Genomic DNA, 16,116 nt, shown 5'->3' with positions numbered 1-16,116 from the left:
CCCCTAAAAGAGAGTTGAAAAGTAAACAAATACGGCCTCGTCTCGTTCGCCGACGTACACCGGATGCGAAAGCATTGGCGTCTTCTGACTTAGTTCCTTGACGACCACATCATCCACCTGGAACAAATGACGCTTGGTCATCCAGGCCGGATCCTCGCTCCGGATCCTGTACCCCTGCGCTTCCGCGCTATTCTGGCAGGCAGCGAAGCCATTTAGTTGGCCTTCGCGATACTCAAGCTTTTGCGCATAGGCGCCGGGTGAAGGGATCGGCCCCATGGTGACGGGAAGCACCGAGGTCAGTGTCGGCCACAGCGAAGGATAGTTTTCGGTGGGCCAGCGGCTTGGAACATGGGCCCTGCGGCTGCCATCTGCATTCAACGAACTGCCGACCAATCGCCCGCTTTGGACAGGCAACCCGCTGGCGCGCGAGTCGCCAGGCGAACCGAATCGCCGGCTCCATGGCCCAATGCCCGGTGGAAACGGCTGATTGGGATCGGAAATGACTTCCCCGATGGTCAGACGCTCTTCTTCGCTGGACAGCGTCCAGAACCGCGGACGCTCCTGCGGCCAGATCGCACGAAGTTTTTCGCGCATGTTTTCTGGCAGCTTTTGCCGCATGTAGCCGTCACATTGCGACACGTACCTGTAGAGCTCTGGATCGCTGGCGTCAGGAATATTTGGAAAGTCGTACCCCCATGGCCCTGGTAACATACCCTGCTCGACATAGTCGTCGGCCGACGCCTTGCGCCAGGCTTCCCAGTCGGCGCGGGTTGCGTGATCGACGCGGGCGCCGTGGAATCTCAGCTTCCCGAGCGGATTTTCGTAGGCGGCTTCGCTGACATAACCGAGCCCTGTCGACAAACTCGCGACGCTGTCGAACCAGATCGCCAGCGGCAGTACATCCGGCGGAATATCCTCGTTCTCCGAAGTCAGACCGTGACAGGCGTCCAGCGTGCGCAGCATCACCGCCTGACCGCCTGCGACCGCCTTGACCATGACACGCGGACTGAAGCTGGTATCGTTGGACAATCCGCCGTCACGCCAACGCGTCAGGCGTATATTGCAGGCCACCACATAATCGAAATCCAGCCGCTCACCGGTTTCCTTGACTTCAAATCCAGCCCTGAGCCGATAGAAGTAGCCGCGTTCCTGCGCGTATTGCTGAACCGGCGTTGATCGCCAAGCCCCCCATTGCCGCACACCGAATAGCAGCACAGCAGTAATTGCCCCGAAAATGATGAGCCTACGCAACCGCGCTCTCTCCCAGACCGGGGAACATTGAAATTTTTTCGAGAAAGTAGGGAGCCCAGAGTGAGTGCGAGCTTCGCGCCTCACCACGAATCTGCCGGACTTCAGACCCGCATCCGACATCGATCGTCAGCAGCTGGCCTACATGGGATCGTTCGACAGCCATCCTGTCAAACCAATCGAATTTGACCGTGTCTCGCCCGGTCGGCTCGTAGCAAGGAAGAGCTAGAGTGATGCTGATTAGGGCGGCTATCAGTAAGGTGCGCACAGCGGCAGAACACGTTGGTGCCGCCAAATAATATATTGCCGCCATTGAGGAAGTGCCTCAAGGGCCGCCGTCTAACTGTTTCGTTAGTTCACTTCATGCCCAGACATTAACAGTAACAATCCCTCTAAGATTGTAAAGACGCAGCGCTCCTATTTATTCTAGAATAAATGTACGGCATTCTCCCTTCGGTAAACTTAAAGCGCCCCGCTTTTAGAGAAGCCCACGCGGCGTGAGTATAAGAGAGCGGAGACGAGCGGTTCGCGTTTGTAAGCGACGTTGGGGACAAGCGCCATTGGTTATCCCCACTGATATCAATTATGATTTTCACTTCGCGCCTCTGGTTGGGTGTATCCAGCCATTTTATCAAGGCGGCTTGCTTTAGAGCGTGGCGTCAGTTCGGCTTGTTAAATCTGAATTCCAAATACCCACCTGCCCCATTGCCGTCATCAGCCCAAGCTGCGACATAGCGCCGCTCGCCGAGCTTCGCGGAGCCGTCGTCATCGAGCGGCCAGCCATCTAGCAGAGTGCTCATTTCCGGATTGTCTGCTCTGTCACACTTCTCCGTTGCGAGATCGCGAGGCGACCCATTGAGATGCTATGCGTATGCCAAGTTCGCTGAACGCAAAATCCGAGATCTCCTTTCCGCGGAAGGACTGAGCCCGCTAGGCCCACTATCGAAAAGGATGATCCTGGAGGAAGGCGCCCCCGGCACAATCCACTGTAGCGTCGATCCATGGAAGGACATCACCAAATACTTGGAAGCGACTAATTGTGCACTGGCAGCTAGGGGGCGTCATCATCCCACATGACAATCCGATGAACGACGCCTCGCTGAACGGGCGTCCGCGTCCGATGCTTCCGTTGGCGCGGCTCATCCGGAATGAGAATTGATCGACTTCGCGAAGAGCAGGTTTCTGCCTCTTCGTCGCCGCATGGAGCAAAGATGAAACGGAAATCCGAACCGGATAGAGCTTCAGCAAAACGAGTGCTGAAGAACATTTAGCGTCCGACGCTCAGTCACGACTGCCTGTGGTTAGCACTTTCATCTCGCGCCCTCTGCCGTTAACCATCCCGGAAGCTCCCTCCCGGACACGAATACTCGTCCGTGATATTATTTTACCTAAGGTTGGATCCTTCGCACCGACGAGGCGCGAGACCAGTCCGGGCAGAAAGCACCAAAGCTCCTCCATCATTGAGTCTTTCACACAGTAAGGATTCGCGTATCGAATCCTCGCTGGGTCGCCGTGTCATCTCGAACAAGCAGTCCTCAAATCTATCAAGCACGAAGGATAGCGCATGCCCGTGACGATGAATCATGCCCGTATTTCCGGTGAAACCTTTCAGCCTTGGCCTTTCAAGCCACCAGCGACGCCACTGAATCTCGCCACGCCGGACGCCGATTCGCCGCTGGTTTGGTGGCGCACCCGGATGGCAGACGACTTTTCGCGAAGCGATCTCGCTCCATTGCGAGGAGCGTTAAAGGGCACGCAGATAAACTTCGAGCCGCGATGGTCGGCCGCAGTCAGCGGTGACGCCGCCGCAGCCATTGGCATTGCGGTTCGGCAACTTAAGATCCATCCAAAGGGCGCTCGGGAAATTGATCTTGCGCTGTCCGCCACGGTTGCATGCGCGATCCAACGCGATGCCGCTTCGCCGATTCTGATTTCATGGGCGTTGAATTTGCGGTCTGTGATCGATCCGCGATACCGCGCACTAAGCGATTCCTGGCTGCTTGTAGATTTCTGACCACCGGGACGTTTCGGGAAATGCGCTGCTGATGCCGATCTAAGGCCAATTGAAGATCGGTCGGTGCGGGTTTCACCGTGCACTCTCGAACTCAATCTCCATTCATCCTGATCATGCCGATGCCGCGAATTTCGCATCTGCGGCTCGTTCATCACCAAATTCACAAATTTCCCTGGTGCCGGAATGATCCGGGACCGCAAGAGGCGGAGCTATGTCATGGCTAGTCTGATCAAAGATCGTTCTCCTAGTCCCCAACTTGATGTCGAAATCAATCTCTTGCGCGAATTACTGCGCGATCTTGAGCGCGTTCGAGTTGGGCAACACCCCGGGCGGCGAGTGCTCGACGACGCACCCGTCTTGGAGAACTGGGAGACGACGGTGCGCACCGAACCATGTCTCACGGGTATCGTCCACGGCCATCCGCGGATCCGGGACCGACGGACGACCATCACTTCACAGCTTTGGCTGCTGGCGCCAACGCTTGGATATGCGCGAACGCTGTCCCGGTTTTATGCCTTGGGCGAGCCTGCCTTCGCGCCAGAAGACCGTCACTGACTGTCGCCCGTTGATCCGTTTTCCGATGTTTGGGAGTTGTCTATGAACAGTCAGAAGTTCGCAGATCCGTCGCGGCGTCATGTCAAAACTCGCCCCCAGAACGCCGCCGCGCTGATCGCACGCAATCTCATCGTTCGAGGGTTGCGCCAACTTGACCTGCATCATGCCTTACGCGGCAGGCCAGCATTCGTCGGTTTCGTCGTCCATCGCGCGGAAGATATCGAAGTATTCGCCCAAGAAAGCCTGTCGCTTTTGCGCGAAACTACGGAGAAGAGAGCGATCTATGACGTAATGGCGTGGCTGAAGGAGAATACGCGAAAGGTCACGAACGCAAGCGATGCAATTCAAACGCTATCGGACAAAGGAACCGTTTTCGGATTCGCTTCGGACCGAACGGACATGCCTGCCGCATTCCGGACCCTCGCGGACGGAATCGTAATGCTCGACCCGGTCGATGAACGCGCACTGGCCGCAACGTTTCAAACGCTCTTCCATAGCACACCGTCCACCAGCATCCTCTCCGCGGCAGCCGCCCTCCCAATCGATGTGTTGAACATCTGCTTGCAGCGAGGAATTACTCTGCGGCAAGCCACCGGGCGAATCCAGAGATACCTGTCCGCTTCCAAGGAGCCGCCGATCACCGCCGCGTCCAACCACCCTCGTCTCGAGAATATGGCCGGGCTCGGCGAAGTGGCCGACTGGGGAAAATCGCTGGCAAGAGACATCTTGGACTACCGCGAGCAGCGCATCCCGTGGACGGACGTCGATCGCGGAGTCCTGGTTAGTGGTCCTTCTGGAACCGGGAAAACGACGTTTGCAAGAGCCTTAGGCAACACCTGCGGCGTTCCTGTGCATGTCCATTCCCTTGCGAGGTGGCAAGCCCGGGGTCATCTCGGCGACCTGCTGAAAGCGATGCGCGCCGCCTTCAATGAAGCCGTCAAATCTGCACCGAGCATTCTGTTCATCGACGAGATCGATGCTGTGGGAGATCGCCGAAATCTCCGCGGGCCAAATGAGAAATACTCTCGGGAAGTCGTGAACGCCCTGTTGGAATGTCTGGACGGCGCGGAAGCGCGGGAAGGCGTCGTCGTGGTTGCGGCGACAAACTACCCTGAAAAGGTCGATCCGGCCCTTCTCAGACCAGGGCGTCTCGACAGGCACCTCCAGATTCCCTTTCCGGATCGTCAGGCGCGCCTCAGTATTCTGCGCTATCACCTCGGTGAAGATCTGCTGGATGTCGATCTTGCCGATATCGCAACCCACCTTGAGGGCGCGACCGGCGCAATCATCGAACAGCTGGTCCGTGATGCACGCAGGCGCGCGCGACATGCACACCGGCCAATGACGAGCACCGATCTCGAGCATGGCCTTCCTTCTCGCATCCGTCTGTCGGAGGCCGCCCTTCGACGCATGTGTGTTCACGAGGCCGGGCATGCGTTAGTCGGGAGCCTGTTGAGCGCTGAATCTGGAAGCACCCTGATCGACATCCGGGTGATGCAAGAGATCACGCAACAGAATACTGGCGGACAGACGACGTTTCGCCGAACACCTGGCTTTGATCGATCGAGAGCAAGCTATCTCGCCGAAATCACCACCCTGCTCGCTGGTCTCGCTGCTGAAGACGTCGTTCTGGGTGGCCACGCAGACGGTGGCGGAGGAGAGGAAAACTCAGACATTCACCTCGCCACGATCCTGGCGGCACGGATGGACGCATCGCTTGGGCTGGGCGGAAGTCTTGTCTACCTGACTTCGGACGACCCAGCGAAAATCCTCGCACAGGTTCGTCGCGATTCTCACCTCCGTCGCCAGGTCCACGCGAGGCTCAAGGCGTGCGCACATCGAGCGCGAACGATCATTGGCCAAAACAAACAGGCGCTCGAATTACTCGAAACCTCTCTTGCACTTCGAAAAACCCTAACTACGACGGATGTTTCCGAACTGCTCGGCGAAATTAATCCGAATAATTTTTCATCGAATTGTGATCGCCTGGATAATGAAGGAGCAACTCAGACTCCAGTGGATTAGCACGCCGTCTACTGAGATCTTGCGCTAAAATCGTTGCTGCCGTATTTGAGCACCACCGACGAACTTGCCTTGTGCGAACATCTACTTCGCGCATCGCGAGGGAACAGCACCCGATCATCAACTGCGGTGATCATGACCAGAGGAGGCACACTATGTTCAACGCATTCGTTCGCGCCTCCATCTGTGGCTCGTTCTACGTCAAATCGGCGATCCTCAACATATCGGCCTGACGGTCTGGCGGCTTGCCCGCCTGAACTGTCAATCGAAGGCTATCCGGCGCATCCCCTGCGCTGGATGAGGAGATATCACCCATGATCACCACCAGCCATCAGACTAACGACATCATATCGCGCTGACGCTGCGGATTCATTCGCAGATCAATCTCCGCATTCGAACATTCCATTCCGACGACCCGGTCCGCTTGGACTCGATTTCTCGATAAGGCCTCATCTTGGCGCCCTTACGTGCGCCGAACGAAGGAGACGTGCGTCATGACGACCCGGAAGAAGACCCGCATTTACCTCCCCATCCATCCGCAGTCGCTCTCCCCTGTAGATGACATTGCCCAGCACCTCGCGTCCACCTGCGATGCCGCGGTGAAGGACGATGACGAGGGCTTGCGCATAGGAAGGCCCTGACGCTTCGAGCGGATGAAGGCACCGCCTGGTGTCCGCCGTCTGCCTCGCTCGCCAGTCGGCGGCCCTCCCCATCTTCACGGTCAACCAGCGGAGCCTTCGTGAATCCCAAGAAGAACCGAGAAATCACCTACGAGAGCACCCTCGAACGTGATCTCGCATACATCCTCCTCGCCCATCCGGACGTGGACGATGTTCGAGATCAGGATGCGATCGGATACGTCGACGACAAACAGCGAAAACACACGTTCGACCTAGTGGCTCACCTGAAAAGCGGTCAGAAAACCGCATTCGCCGTGAAGCCTTCGAAGCGGGTTGCCTCCAGCGGGATCACGGAAACGATCGACCTGATCCGGGCGCAAGCGCCCAAAGGGTTCGCCGATGATTTTGCGGTCCGTACCGGTGAGCACATCACTCGCGTCCGCGCTGACAATGCGCGGCTGATCCATCGCGCTCGTCGCACACGGTGCGAGGACGACATCGCAGCGATCGCCAAGGTCGTTGCAACAATGCGCGGTGCGGCGAGCATCAATTCCCTGCTCGCGGCCTCCATCAACAACGGCCACGGCTTCTACGCCGTGGTCTGCCTGATCGATGATTGCGTTCTGGAGCACGTTGGCCCTGGCCGCATCACGTACAGCAGTCTCGTCAAACCCCATTAGACAAGTCAGGAAACACGATGAACAACGCTACCTCTCAAAATTCTACGGCCCTCTCGACCACCTCTGTACCGCGTTTTCGTCTCGATCCGACCGACAAGGTCACGATCGACGGCGTCGATTATGTGCCGAAGTCCGACGACGAATTTGGACACGTGCTGCGTCGTCTCGACAATCCCGACATGTGCGAGTCCTTTACCCACACGCAGATCGATGAATTGCGCAAGAGCGGAAAGTGGCGTCACTGCCGGGGCTTCTTCCTCTCCAGCAAGGCGCAGTTGCGAGCGGCCCGGCCGGAGACGCTCGTCAGCGACCTCCCGCCCAAGCTGCTGGCACGTGTGCTGTTCCGGAAGGGATTCTGTGACGAGTTTCTGCGGATGGAAGCGGAAGGCGTTGCCACCCGCTCCGATGATTCCATGAAGGCAGCGGTCCGTTCCATTCTTGCAAACCTGGTCCTGTCCGAATTGAACGGAGGCCGGTGCGGAAGCGAGGATGTCGCTGTTCGGCGCCCCCCTAGCCCCCGAGCCCTTCGCCGATGGCTTGCTGCGTATTCCGCCTGTGCGTGGGATGCGATGGCGCTCTGTCATAGCTATCGCCGCTCCGGTAATCGCACCCCGCGTTTCGGAAGCGAGGAGCGCGCGCTGATGCAAAAATACGCCGACATGTATGCAAGCCGCTTACAGCCGAGCAAGATTTCGCTCCTGATCCTTCTTCACGGAGAAATCAGCAAGGAGAACGACAGGCGCAAGATCTCGGGCGAGCGCCTGCTGAAGGTGCCGAGCCGAGCTGCATTCGAGCGCGTGATCGACGGCCTGGATCCGTTCCACGTCTACGCCGGGCGTGAATCCCCCGCGGCGGCGCGCAAGAAATTCTTTATCGTCCATAACGGTCTTTCCGTGACGCGTCCGCTGGAACGCGTTGAAATCGACGAAAACAGGATTCCGCTGCAGACGCTGTTGACCGACGCACAACTCTGGCACCGTCTCACGCCCAAGCAGCAGGCCGAAGTGGAGCGACGACGCCTTTGGGTGTCGACGGCAATGGATACTCGCACCCGGTGTTGTCTGGCAGCCCTCGTCGTCGACAATCCGTCTGAAGCCAGCGCGGTCGCAACGCTGGAAATGTCGGTCAACGACAAGTCCGCCTATGCTTCCGCCGCCGGGTGCGTAACGCCGTGGGATATGTTTGGGACCGGCGAGTGCTACGCTAACGACTCCGCCACCTGGTATAAAACCATCGGGTATCGTTCCTGCATTATCGATCTTGGATCGGAGACGCAATTTCCGACGACGGGAGTGCCGCAAATGCGCGGCACCCAGGAGCGGTTCTACCGGACCCTCCACTCCGGCCTGGTCTCGAAGTTTCAAGGACGGTCGTTCGAAAACCCCGTCGCCAAGGGCAACTATGAGTCCGAAGCGAACGCGGAGCTCGACCCCTTCGAAATGGGCCGGATGATCGTTCGGTGGATCGTCGACGTCTATCACAACACGCCTCATTCGGGTCTCGGCGGAGAAACCCCGCGCAACGCATGGCTGCGCCTGAACAAGATCTTCCCGGTCATGCCGCCGCCCGATGAGGAGGTCAACCGCCACATCTTCGGCCTCACCCTCGAGGCCAGAATCGGAAATCGCGGTGTCCGCTTCCTTGGATTGTACTATCAATCGCCCGAGCTTCAGCGCCTTCGCCGAACGACGCGAATGAAACCGGTGTTGGTGCGCATCGACCGCACGGATCTGAGCCGCATCTCCGTCCGTCCTAAGCCCGGATCTGAAGGGGTTGCTGATACGGGATGGATCTCGGTCGATTGCTTGACGTCTGGATTCCAAGGCGTGTCGGTCGAGCACTGGATGCGTGCGGCACGCGTTCTCCGACAGAAGCACGCCGACATGGCAAAAATCACCGCGCACATCGTGCAACAGGCGCTCCAAGATATCGCGGAGTTCTCCCAGATGGCGACCAAACGCGCGGGGATTGCCTCGCCCCTCCTGACCGCTCCGGACATTGAGAAATTCGATCGTGACGTGGTCCGCAATTTCGATTTCGTCCGTGACGGTGGCGGCGAAGATGCTCCCGATGTCCTGGACGTGTCCACCGGCGACGAAGATCAATCGGACGACGCTGGAGTGGACACCGGCTCTACGGCCGAAGAGCCGCGTGACGACACGACCGATGGCAACTGGTTCGTAGAGGACTGAGCATGACCGACATCACTTCCCTTAATCTTGACGATGAAGATCCCGTGTCGCGCATGCGGCGGCTCCGGTCGCAGCAGCGAGCAAGCGTGAGTAGCACGATGACCCACCTTCACTCCGCATACTTCGGAACGGAACGCGACAAACTCCTGGACGAAGAGATGAACTTCCTGATCGACGCGCTCCTGGAGGCCGAAGCCGTCGAGGATAACCGTCGCGTCGGACGTCTGCGCGAAGGCCGCGCGCTTACGGTGACCGGTGAATCCGGGGCCGGGAAATCCCGTGCGCTTGAGCGCCTATTCCTGAAGCGGGAGGAATTCGCAGATTACGGCCGCAAGGAAGCAGATTGTCCGTTGGTCTCCGTTACCGCGCCGTCGCCCTGTACGTTGCGACTTCTCGGCGAAAGCATTCTTAAGGCCATCGGATATCCCGTTGAGCGCAAGCTCGACGAGAACGTGGCATGGGACCTAGTCCACACGAATCTCGCTTTACGGCGCGTTCGGTTCCTTCACATCGACGAGCTGCAACACGTATTCCAATCGAGAAGTTCGCTTGAGATCGGAAAGGTTCAGGACACCCTGAAGGGGTTAATGCAGGACAAGGAATGGCCCGTCTGGCTCATTCTGTCCGGCCTTCCGAGCATTGCGACCTTCCTGGCCAAAGATCCGCAGGTCTGGCGCCGCACGCGTCACGTCGTATTCCGCAATCTCCAGCTCCCGGACGATGGGCCGATGGTCCGTCGCCTGATTACGTTCTACGCGAACGAGAAAGGCGGTCGTTCGGTCGAAATCGCTAAGAACAGTGAGTTTATTGCCCGCCTGCTTCACGCGGCAATGGGACGTTTCGGCGTGGTCATTGAGCTCATCCAGGATGCAGTCGGACAAGCGCTCCGGCTGGCGGAGGACGCACTCTCGATCGAACATTTCGGAGCAGCCTACGCAGCACGCACCGGGTGCATTCGCGACGAGAATGTTTTCTTGGTCGCGACGGATTGGGACCTGATTGACACTTCCGGACTCCAAGGAACCGACGATCCGCCTCCTGAAGAGGTCAAGCGAGCCGGAAAAAAGAAAAGCAAGAAATCGTAACGGGAGGAACCGTTGAACCAACTTCATTCCAGAATGATCGTCGACATGGGTGATGGTGAATCACCCATGAGCTTCTGCTCCCGAATGGCTCAAGTATTTAGCCGGACGGCGAGAGATTTTTGTCTCGATATGGGATTCAAGTTTCAGGCGATCGTCGATGGCGATCCGAAAGCCCTGCAAGCGGTAGCCACGCGATGTCGAGCCGATCTCGATCGCCTTACGATGGCATCGATCGTGAAGGTCGCTGACCGTCGTTATCGGCTTCATGACCAGGATCTGGTTCGTGACACCCTCAGCAGGGCCACGATGCGGGCTTGCCCTCATTGCCTCACTGAGGACATGGATATGGGCAAAGGTGCCGATGCCCTGCGCCCTTATGGACGTACCCAATGGCTCGTTGCCCCTATCAGGACCTGTCTGCGGCACAAAACGGCGCTAGTCGAGGTAGCTAGTGATGACAATCCACACCGCGTGCATGACTTTGCTCAGCTGATCGGGCCGTCTTTGCAGCAAATGCCTGACTTCCTCCGAAAATCGCAGGAACGCCGGCCGTCAGCTTTGGAGAACCATCTGATTGATCGATTGAGCCATCCGGCCGATGCGACCGCTTGGTTGCAGCGACTGCCCTTTTACGCGGCTGCGAAAGTGTGTGAAGTGCTCGGCGCCGTTGAAACGCACGGTATCCGATTTCGAGCCAATAGACTTACGGATTACGATTGGCACGAGGCTGGCGCGGTCGGCTTCGAGATCGCAAACTCTGGAGAACCTGGGATTCGGTCCCTGCTCTCCCGACTTCAAGAAACCTTTGCACTAAGCAAGAACGACTGGGGTCCCCGATCGATTTTTGGGCGGCTATACGAGTGGCTGGCGCATGAATCTGACGACTTTGCTTATGATCCCCTTCGTGAGATCATCACGAACCATGTAACAGAAACGATGCCCGTTGGACCGGGCTACGATATCTTCGGCGTAAAAATTCAAACTCGCCGACTGCACTCCGTTCGCTCCGCTTCGCTGGAACTTGGGGCTCACCCAAAACGACTCCGCAAGCTTCTGCACGCAGCGGGTCATATTTCATCTGAATCTATCACGCTTACCGATGACCGGATTGTATTCGATGCAACGACGACACAAGACTTCCTTGAGCGGGTAGCGGGCGCAATGTCGCTCAAGGAGGTTGGGCAATACATCAATGCACCTCGTCCCCATGAACATCTCCTGTACGAAGCGGGGTTCATCAAACCGTTCATTCGAGGCGGAACCGAAACTCTCAAAGTCCACGCCTTCGCAAAACAGGACCTCGACGCCTTCCTGGCTCGGTTGCTGGCCCATGCAACAAACGCCGGTCCGGACGATAACTCGATGTCCTCAATTCCCGATGCAGCAAAGCGCGCAAACTGTGCGGCCGCGGAAATCGTACAACTCATTTTTGACCGAAAATTATCCCGTGTCCGTCGACGTGCTGACGAGTTTGGCTACCTTTCGGTCCTTGTCGATCCCGACGAGGTGAAGCACCACGTTCGTGGGCCTGAATTGCAAGGCCTGACGTTGCGTGCCGTCGAGCGGAATCTTCGGGCATCGTCCGCCGCGGTGAAGGCTCTTATCAGCAGCAATCACTTGACCTCCGGTATGATGCTGAATCCCGTGAACCGCTGTCCTCAGCGTTATGTACGTGAAGCGGATCTCCACGATTTTATGGCAAAGTTTGCGTCCATCGATACATTGGCGAGAGAACTCGGGACCCGCAGAAAACCTATCCGCTCGAAACTTGACGCCTTGGATATTGTTCCGGCGTTCGTTCTCTCTGAGGTCGATCTGCCATTCTACGATCGCCGGACCATCGCAAAGAAGTTCAGCAAGCGCTGATATCTTACTCTCATCAATCAATGACAATGAAGCCCTCGGTTATCGCCGGGGGCTTTTTTAGTTCGCCGCACCCGCGGCAATGTATCGATAGCGAAGCTGCGGCGTTTTAATGCGAACAAAGGCGTTACTTTGCGGCACTCTCAAATAATTGCACCGTAAGTTCAATGATTTGTGCGGGCGACTGCGGCATCCTTTGGCCGCCGTAACATCATGGCCGGGCTTGACCCAGGCATCTACGAATAAAAAGGGCCGCTCGAAAGAGCGGCTTTTTTTTCGTTTTAGTCTCGAAGAAACGGATAAGAAAAATCCAAAAAATCATTTTTTTACATTACAAATAATAGTATTTTCAATGACTTACGAAGATAAGCAAAAAATTCAGCGATTTCCATTGATTTTTACTTACAAACTCATATTCTTAGCTCAGAGATAATCGAGGTTGCACCATGCTGAAAAGGACTGTCCTTAAACGAGCTAGCAGCCAAACAGCTGGGACTACTGTTGTGGAGCGAAAGATAACTTCGTCCATGACGTTCAAGGATCAGGTAACCACGCTAGACGCACTTATCAAACACCCGCCAGCGAACAGTCGCGTTATCGAATTTTCTCCGAAGTTGGCGGAGTATACTTTAGCCGACTTGAATCCGAGTAATCGCCCCACAAAACCCGCCAAGATTAAAAAATACGCGGCAGATCTCTTGTCAGGCATGTGGGGCCTCACTGGCGACACTATCAAATTTGGGACTGATGGATTCCTGAAGGATGGGCAAAATCGTCTTGCCGCCTGCGTACGCACCGGCCAGCCACTTACTACGCATGTTGTATTTGGAATCGATCCTCAGCTATTTGCTAGAATGGATATTGGAAAAAACCGAAGCGGCGCGGACGTCTTATTTATAGCCGGCGTACAGTATGCAAATCACGTTGCAGCCGCCGTACGATGGTTGATGATATTAAGCAGTACCGACCCGTCCAATCGAGGCGCACAATTCTCTAACGAAGAACTTTTAGCGGCCTATCGTGAGAAGATTGACGCCAATCGACTGGAGCACTCCATTCAGATGGCACTCGACGTTAGGAGAACTTGCTATCATCCGGTTGGCCCCTTGGCCGCTCTTCACTATCTTTTTTCCGAGCGCGACGCGCAAAAGGCCGACGCGTTCTTTGACGAGTGGGCAACAGGACGAGCTAAACGCATTCGCGCGCCATCGAGATATCTGCAGAAACGTTTGGTCGAAATTGCAGCCGCTAGCAACAATCGCGTTCACGAGAATGTTCGAAATGCACTAATTATCAAGGCGTGGAATGCTTACTTAGCGGGCCGCACGGTCTCGAAAATCGATATGCAACACGCCGTCAGCGATACTCTTCCTAAAATCTCGGGGTGATAGCCTGAAAAGATGACTACACCTCAAAAAACTACCAGCGCCGGAGCGGAAACTCCGACGCTGGCACCGCGAAGCACCCGCCAAGGCACTTGCGGAGATTCGGAAAGCAAGAGTCGCTTCCCTACTCGCAATAGGAAAGTAGCGATTTCTTCTTGACGCGTCTAGGCGGAATCCTTGGCTCAAATGCCCTTTCGGGGCACGATGACCTATGAGCAAAGGTACAGCAGATGGCTATTATCTTTTCGACCGGGACGCCTAAATCTCTATTGTCTAAATTCGACGCTGCAATCCTGCAGCACGAAAAAAGCGGAAAGATCGAGACTTGGGAAAAAAGTGACGACGGCAAATACTACACGCACAAAGCGAATGAGTGGCGTAAGAAGGCATGGTTCAAACCGTCAATCGAAGCAAATCAGCTCGTATTCAATATCGTGAAACCTCAAAACACAAATATCACTAAGGTCGTGTATGGTTACTATCATGGCCATCTGATTGAAACATTTCTCAATCATTTTGACACCGATTTCGAAATCGGAAGTGCGACTGCATTGCCTACAGCAGACGATAAGACCAGCTAATCTTATGTAGACGAACAATCACTGACCCGAGATGAACAGAAAAAGCTGTTCATCTCGGGGAGCGAACAGCAAGAAAGCATAAGGCGGAATACGCAGCGTAATCCGCCGCAACTGTCTCTCGACGCAGTGCGCAGTCAAGCCATCGACGGCCATGGTCGAGGCACGAGGCGCCGTTCATTCATCAGAGGTCGGGCACGGCTAGGCGCTGGTGACGCAGCGCCGCGTGATGTGGTTGATGTCCAGCGCCCCCACCTGCCGCATGATCGTGATGAACTCATCGTCCAGGATCTGCAGCACCCGGTCCACGCCGGCCTCGCCGAACGACGCCAGGCCCCACACGTATGGCCGGCCAATGCCGACGGCCGCGGCGCCCAAAGCGAGCGCCTTCAGGACATCGGTGCCGCGGCGTACACCCCCGTCGATGAGCACAGGGATGCGGCCGCCCACCGAATCCACGACCTCTGCCAGCACACCGATCGTCGACTGCCCGCTCTCTTCCGCGCGCCCGCCGTGGTTGGAGACGATCAGGCCGTCCACGCCGTGGCGCAACGCCTCCTTGGCGTCCTCACCCGTCATGATGCCCTTGAGCACGAGCTTGCCCTTGACGATCCCGCGCAGGCGATCGACGAACTCCCACGTCATCCCGGTGCCGTAGAGGTTGGTGACTTTGGAAACGTCGATGTCCGCGAAGTTGGCCTTGCGGCTGACCTCATTGGTGAAGCCCGGTGTGTGACAGCCCGAGCACTCGCGCAGGTCCTGGCGCCGCTCGCGGAACAGGGTTTCGGTGTTGCGGCCGCCCTGGCGGTCGACCGTGAGGACGATCGCCGGAGAGCCCGCGCTCTCGGCGCGCTGCACCAGCGCGCGCGTCACATTCCAGTCATCGGTCGGATACAACATGAACCAGGCGGGCCGGCCGTGCGCCTTGTTGACGTCGACGATGCTCGCATTATCGACCGTCGAGAGAATCATCTGATGGTTGCGCTTGGCAGCGGCGCGCGCCACGGTGACCCCCGCCTCGGGATCGTAGGCGCCGAGGCTGCTGACCGGGCACATGAAGATGGGGCTGGCCCAGGTTTCGCCGAAGATCTTCACGCTGGTATCGATCTTTCGCGCATCGATGAGACGCTGGACGCGAATGTTGTACTTCGCGAAGGCCGTGTGATTGGCGTCGCGCGTCACGTCGCCGTCGACGCCGCTCTGGAGGTAGCCCCAGTGGGCCGGCGCGTCCTGGCTGAGCACGGCCTTCTTCGCCGCCGGCTCGAACTCAAACACGTCCAGCGCATCGGCCGGAGCGGTGATGATGCCGTCCGGGCCGAACGCTCGTCGCGAGCCGCGCAGCACGTCGTAGCTCTGCGCGAGCGCATCCGAGTTAGCCGTCAACAGGGTGGTGATCGCACCGAGAGAGGTCGCCGTGAGAAGAGGACTAGCGGCGAAAAAACGCAGGAGTTGGCGGCGCGCGATCATGGTGCGCTCTGAAACGTCCGGCGCCCCGGCTGCACTTGTCGCCTTCACCAGCGTCGTCCTGCGCGAGAGACCTGTCATCGTGTTCTTTCGAATGCGAATGAGTGCTGCAGGTTAGGCGGATTGGTCTGTATCGTCGTCACGTCTGTATCATCAGGTAGGCAATGACATTCCGGCGATATAATGACAATTCTGGTCGCATGTCCATCGGCAAGCGGTGACCGGATGAGCGCAGCGTAATCCGCCATCGTCGTATCGGCGCAATACGCTTCCCTATTGCGCCCCACGCGTTGATGTCGGACGTTGCGCCCGTTGGGAGGCGACCACGCGTCGACCTCCGTTATTGACGAGTCCTGCGATGCTCTATCTAGTTGCCGCGGGGCCGTCACGCGGCAGCCCGATGACCGGAA

General features: G+C 57.3%; 13 protein-coding genes. 10 read left to right on the top strand and 3 right to left on the bottom strand.

All coding sequences use genetic code 11. The features are described from left to right. Positions 1 to 3 precede the first annotated feature (3 nt). Together CHC01_RS09395 and CHC01_RS32295 are read right to left on the bottom strand one after the other, a co-directional pair. Complete coding sequence (locus tag CHC01_RS09395; protein WP_141137065.1) at positions 4 to 1,251, bottom strand: hypothetical protein; 1,248 nt, start codon at positions 1,249 to 1,251, stop codon at positions 4 to 6. A gap of 656 nt (positions 1,252 to 1,907) precedes the next feature. Continuing rightward, positions 1,908 to 2,048 carry a hypothetical protein gene (locus tag CHC01_RS32295; RefSeq protein WP_176454542.1) on the bottom strand — a complete coding sequence of 47 codons (141 nt, stop codon included), beginning with the start codon at positions 2,046 to 2,048 and terminating at the stop codon, positions 1,908 to 1,910. A gap of 764 nt (positions 2,049 to 2,812) precedes the next feature. On the opposite strand from CHC01_RS32295, the gene CHC01_RS09390 reads away from it, so the two are divergent. The 10 genes from CHC01_RS09390 to CHC01_RS09350 all read left to right on the top strand — a co-directional run bounded on the left by CHC01_RS09390 (position 2,813) and on the right by CHC01_RS09350 (position 14,245). After that, entirely contained in the window at positions 2,813 to 3,262 is a 450-nt protein-coding gene (locus tag CHC01_RS09390; RefSeq protein WP_089264044.1) for a hypothetical protein, read from the top strand. Positions 3,263 to 3,478: 216 nt separating this feature from the next. Further along, the gene (locus CHC01_RS09385; protein ID WP_089264662.1) at positions 3,479 to 3,817 is read left to right on the top strand and encodes a DUF6634 family protein; all 339 of its coding nucleotides are present in this window, start codon (positions 3,479 to 3,481) and stop codon (positions 3,815 to 3,817) included. A gap of 42 nt (positions 3,818 to 3,859) precedes the next feature. Further along, positions 3,860 to 5,842 (top strand): AAA family ATPase, encoded by a 1,983-nt coding sequence (locus CHC01_RS09380; protein ID WP_089264043.1) that lies wholly within the window; start codon positions 3,860 to 3,862, stop codon positions 5,840 to 5,842. Positions 5,843 to 6,333: 491 nt separating this feature from the next. Further along, the gene (locus CHC01_RS32290) at positions 6,334 to 6,480 is read left to right on the top strand and encodes a hypothetical protein (RefSeq protein WP_176454541.1); all 147 of its coding nucleotides are present in this window, start codon (positions 6,334 to 6,336) and stop codon (positions 6,478 to 6,480) included. A 98-nt stretch (positions 6,481 to 6,578) separates the two neighbouring features. Then, on the top strand, positions 6,579 to 7,139 hold the full coding sequence (locus CHC01_RS09375) for a PDDEXK family nuclease (RefSeq protein ID WP_089264042.1): 561 nt from the start codon (positions 6,579 to 6,581) through the stop codon (positions 7,137 to 7,139). Between the two features lie 17 nt (positions 7,140 to 7,156). After that, positions 7,157 to 9,331 (top strand): TnsB C-terminal domain-containing protein, encoded by a 2,175-nt coding sequence (locus CHC01_RS09370; protein ID WP_089264041.1) that lies wholly within the window; start codon positions 7,157 to 7,159, stop codon positions 9,329 to 9,331. Positions 9,332 to 9,333: 2 nt separating this feature from the next. Continuing rightward, positions 9,334 to 10,416: an ATP-binding protein gene (locus CHC01_RS09365; RefSeq protein WP_244558288.1), complete on the top strand. Its 1,083-nt coding sequence runs from the start codon at positions 9,334 to 9,336 to the stop codon at positions 10,414 to 10,416. A gap of 12 nt (positions 10,417 to 10,428) precedes the next feature. After that, positions 10,429 to 12,282 (top strand): TniQ family protein, encoded by a 1,854-nt coding sequence (locus CHC01_RS09360; protein ID WP_141137064.1) that lies wholly within the window; start codon positions 10,429 to 10,431, stop codon positions 12,280 to 12,282. 524 nt (positions 12,283 to 12,806) lie between these two features. Then, the gene (locus CHC01_RS09355; RefSeq protein WP_089264038.1) at positions 12,807 to 13,667 is read left to right on the top strand and encodes a hypothetical protein; all 861 of its coding nucleotides are present in this window, start codon (positions 12,807 to 12,809) and stop codon (positions 13,665 to 13,667) included. 227 nt (positions 13,668 to 13,894) lie between these two features. Next, positions 13,895 to 14,245, top strand: coding sequence for a hypothetical protein (locus CHC01_RS09350; protein ID WP_089264037.1), 351 nt, complete (start codon positions 13,895 to 13,897; stop codon positions 14,243 to 14,245). Between the two features lie 198 nt (positions 14,246 to 14,443). Here the strand turns inward: CHC01_RS09350 and CHC01_RS09345 are convergent, their stop codons facing one another. Next, positions 14,444 to 15,787, bottom strand: a complete 1,344-nt coding sequence (locus CHC01_RS09345) for an alpha-hydroxy acid oxidase (RefSeq protein ID WP_244558287.1) — start codon at positions 15,785 to 15,787, stop codon at positions 14,444 to 14,446. Between the last annotated feature and the right edge of the window lie 329 nt (positions 15,788 to 16,116).

Source organism: Tardiphaga sp. OK246, from assembly GCF_900188215.1.
In the GTDB taxonomy this organism is placed as follows: domain Bacteria; phylum Pseudomonadota; class Alphaproteobacteria; order Rhizobiales; family Xanthobacteraceae; genus Tardiphaga; species Tardiphaga robiniae.
The sequence above is the reverse complement of the archived record's forward strand: the minus strand, read 5'-3'. Positions and strand labels throughout refer to the sequence as shown.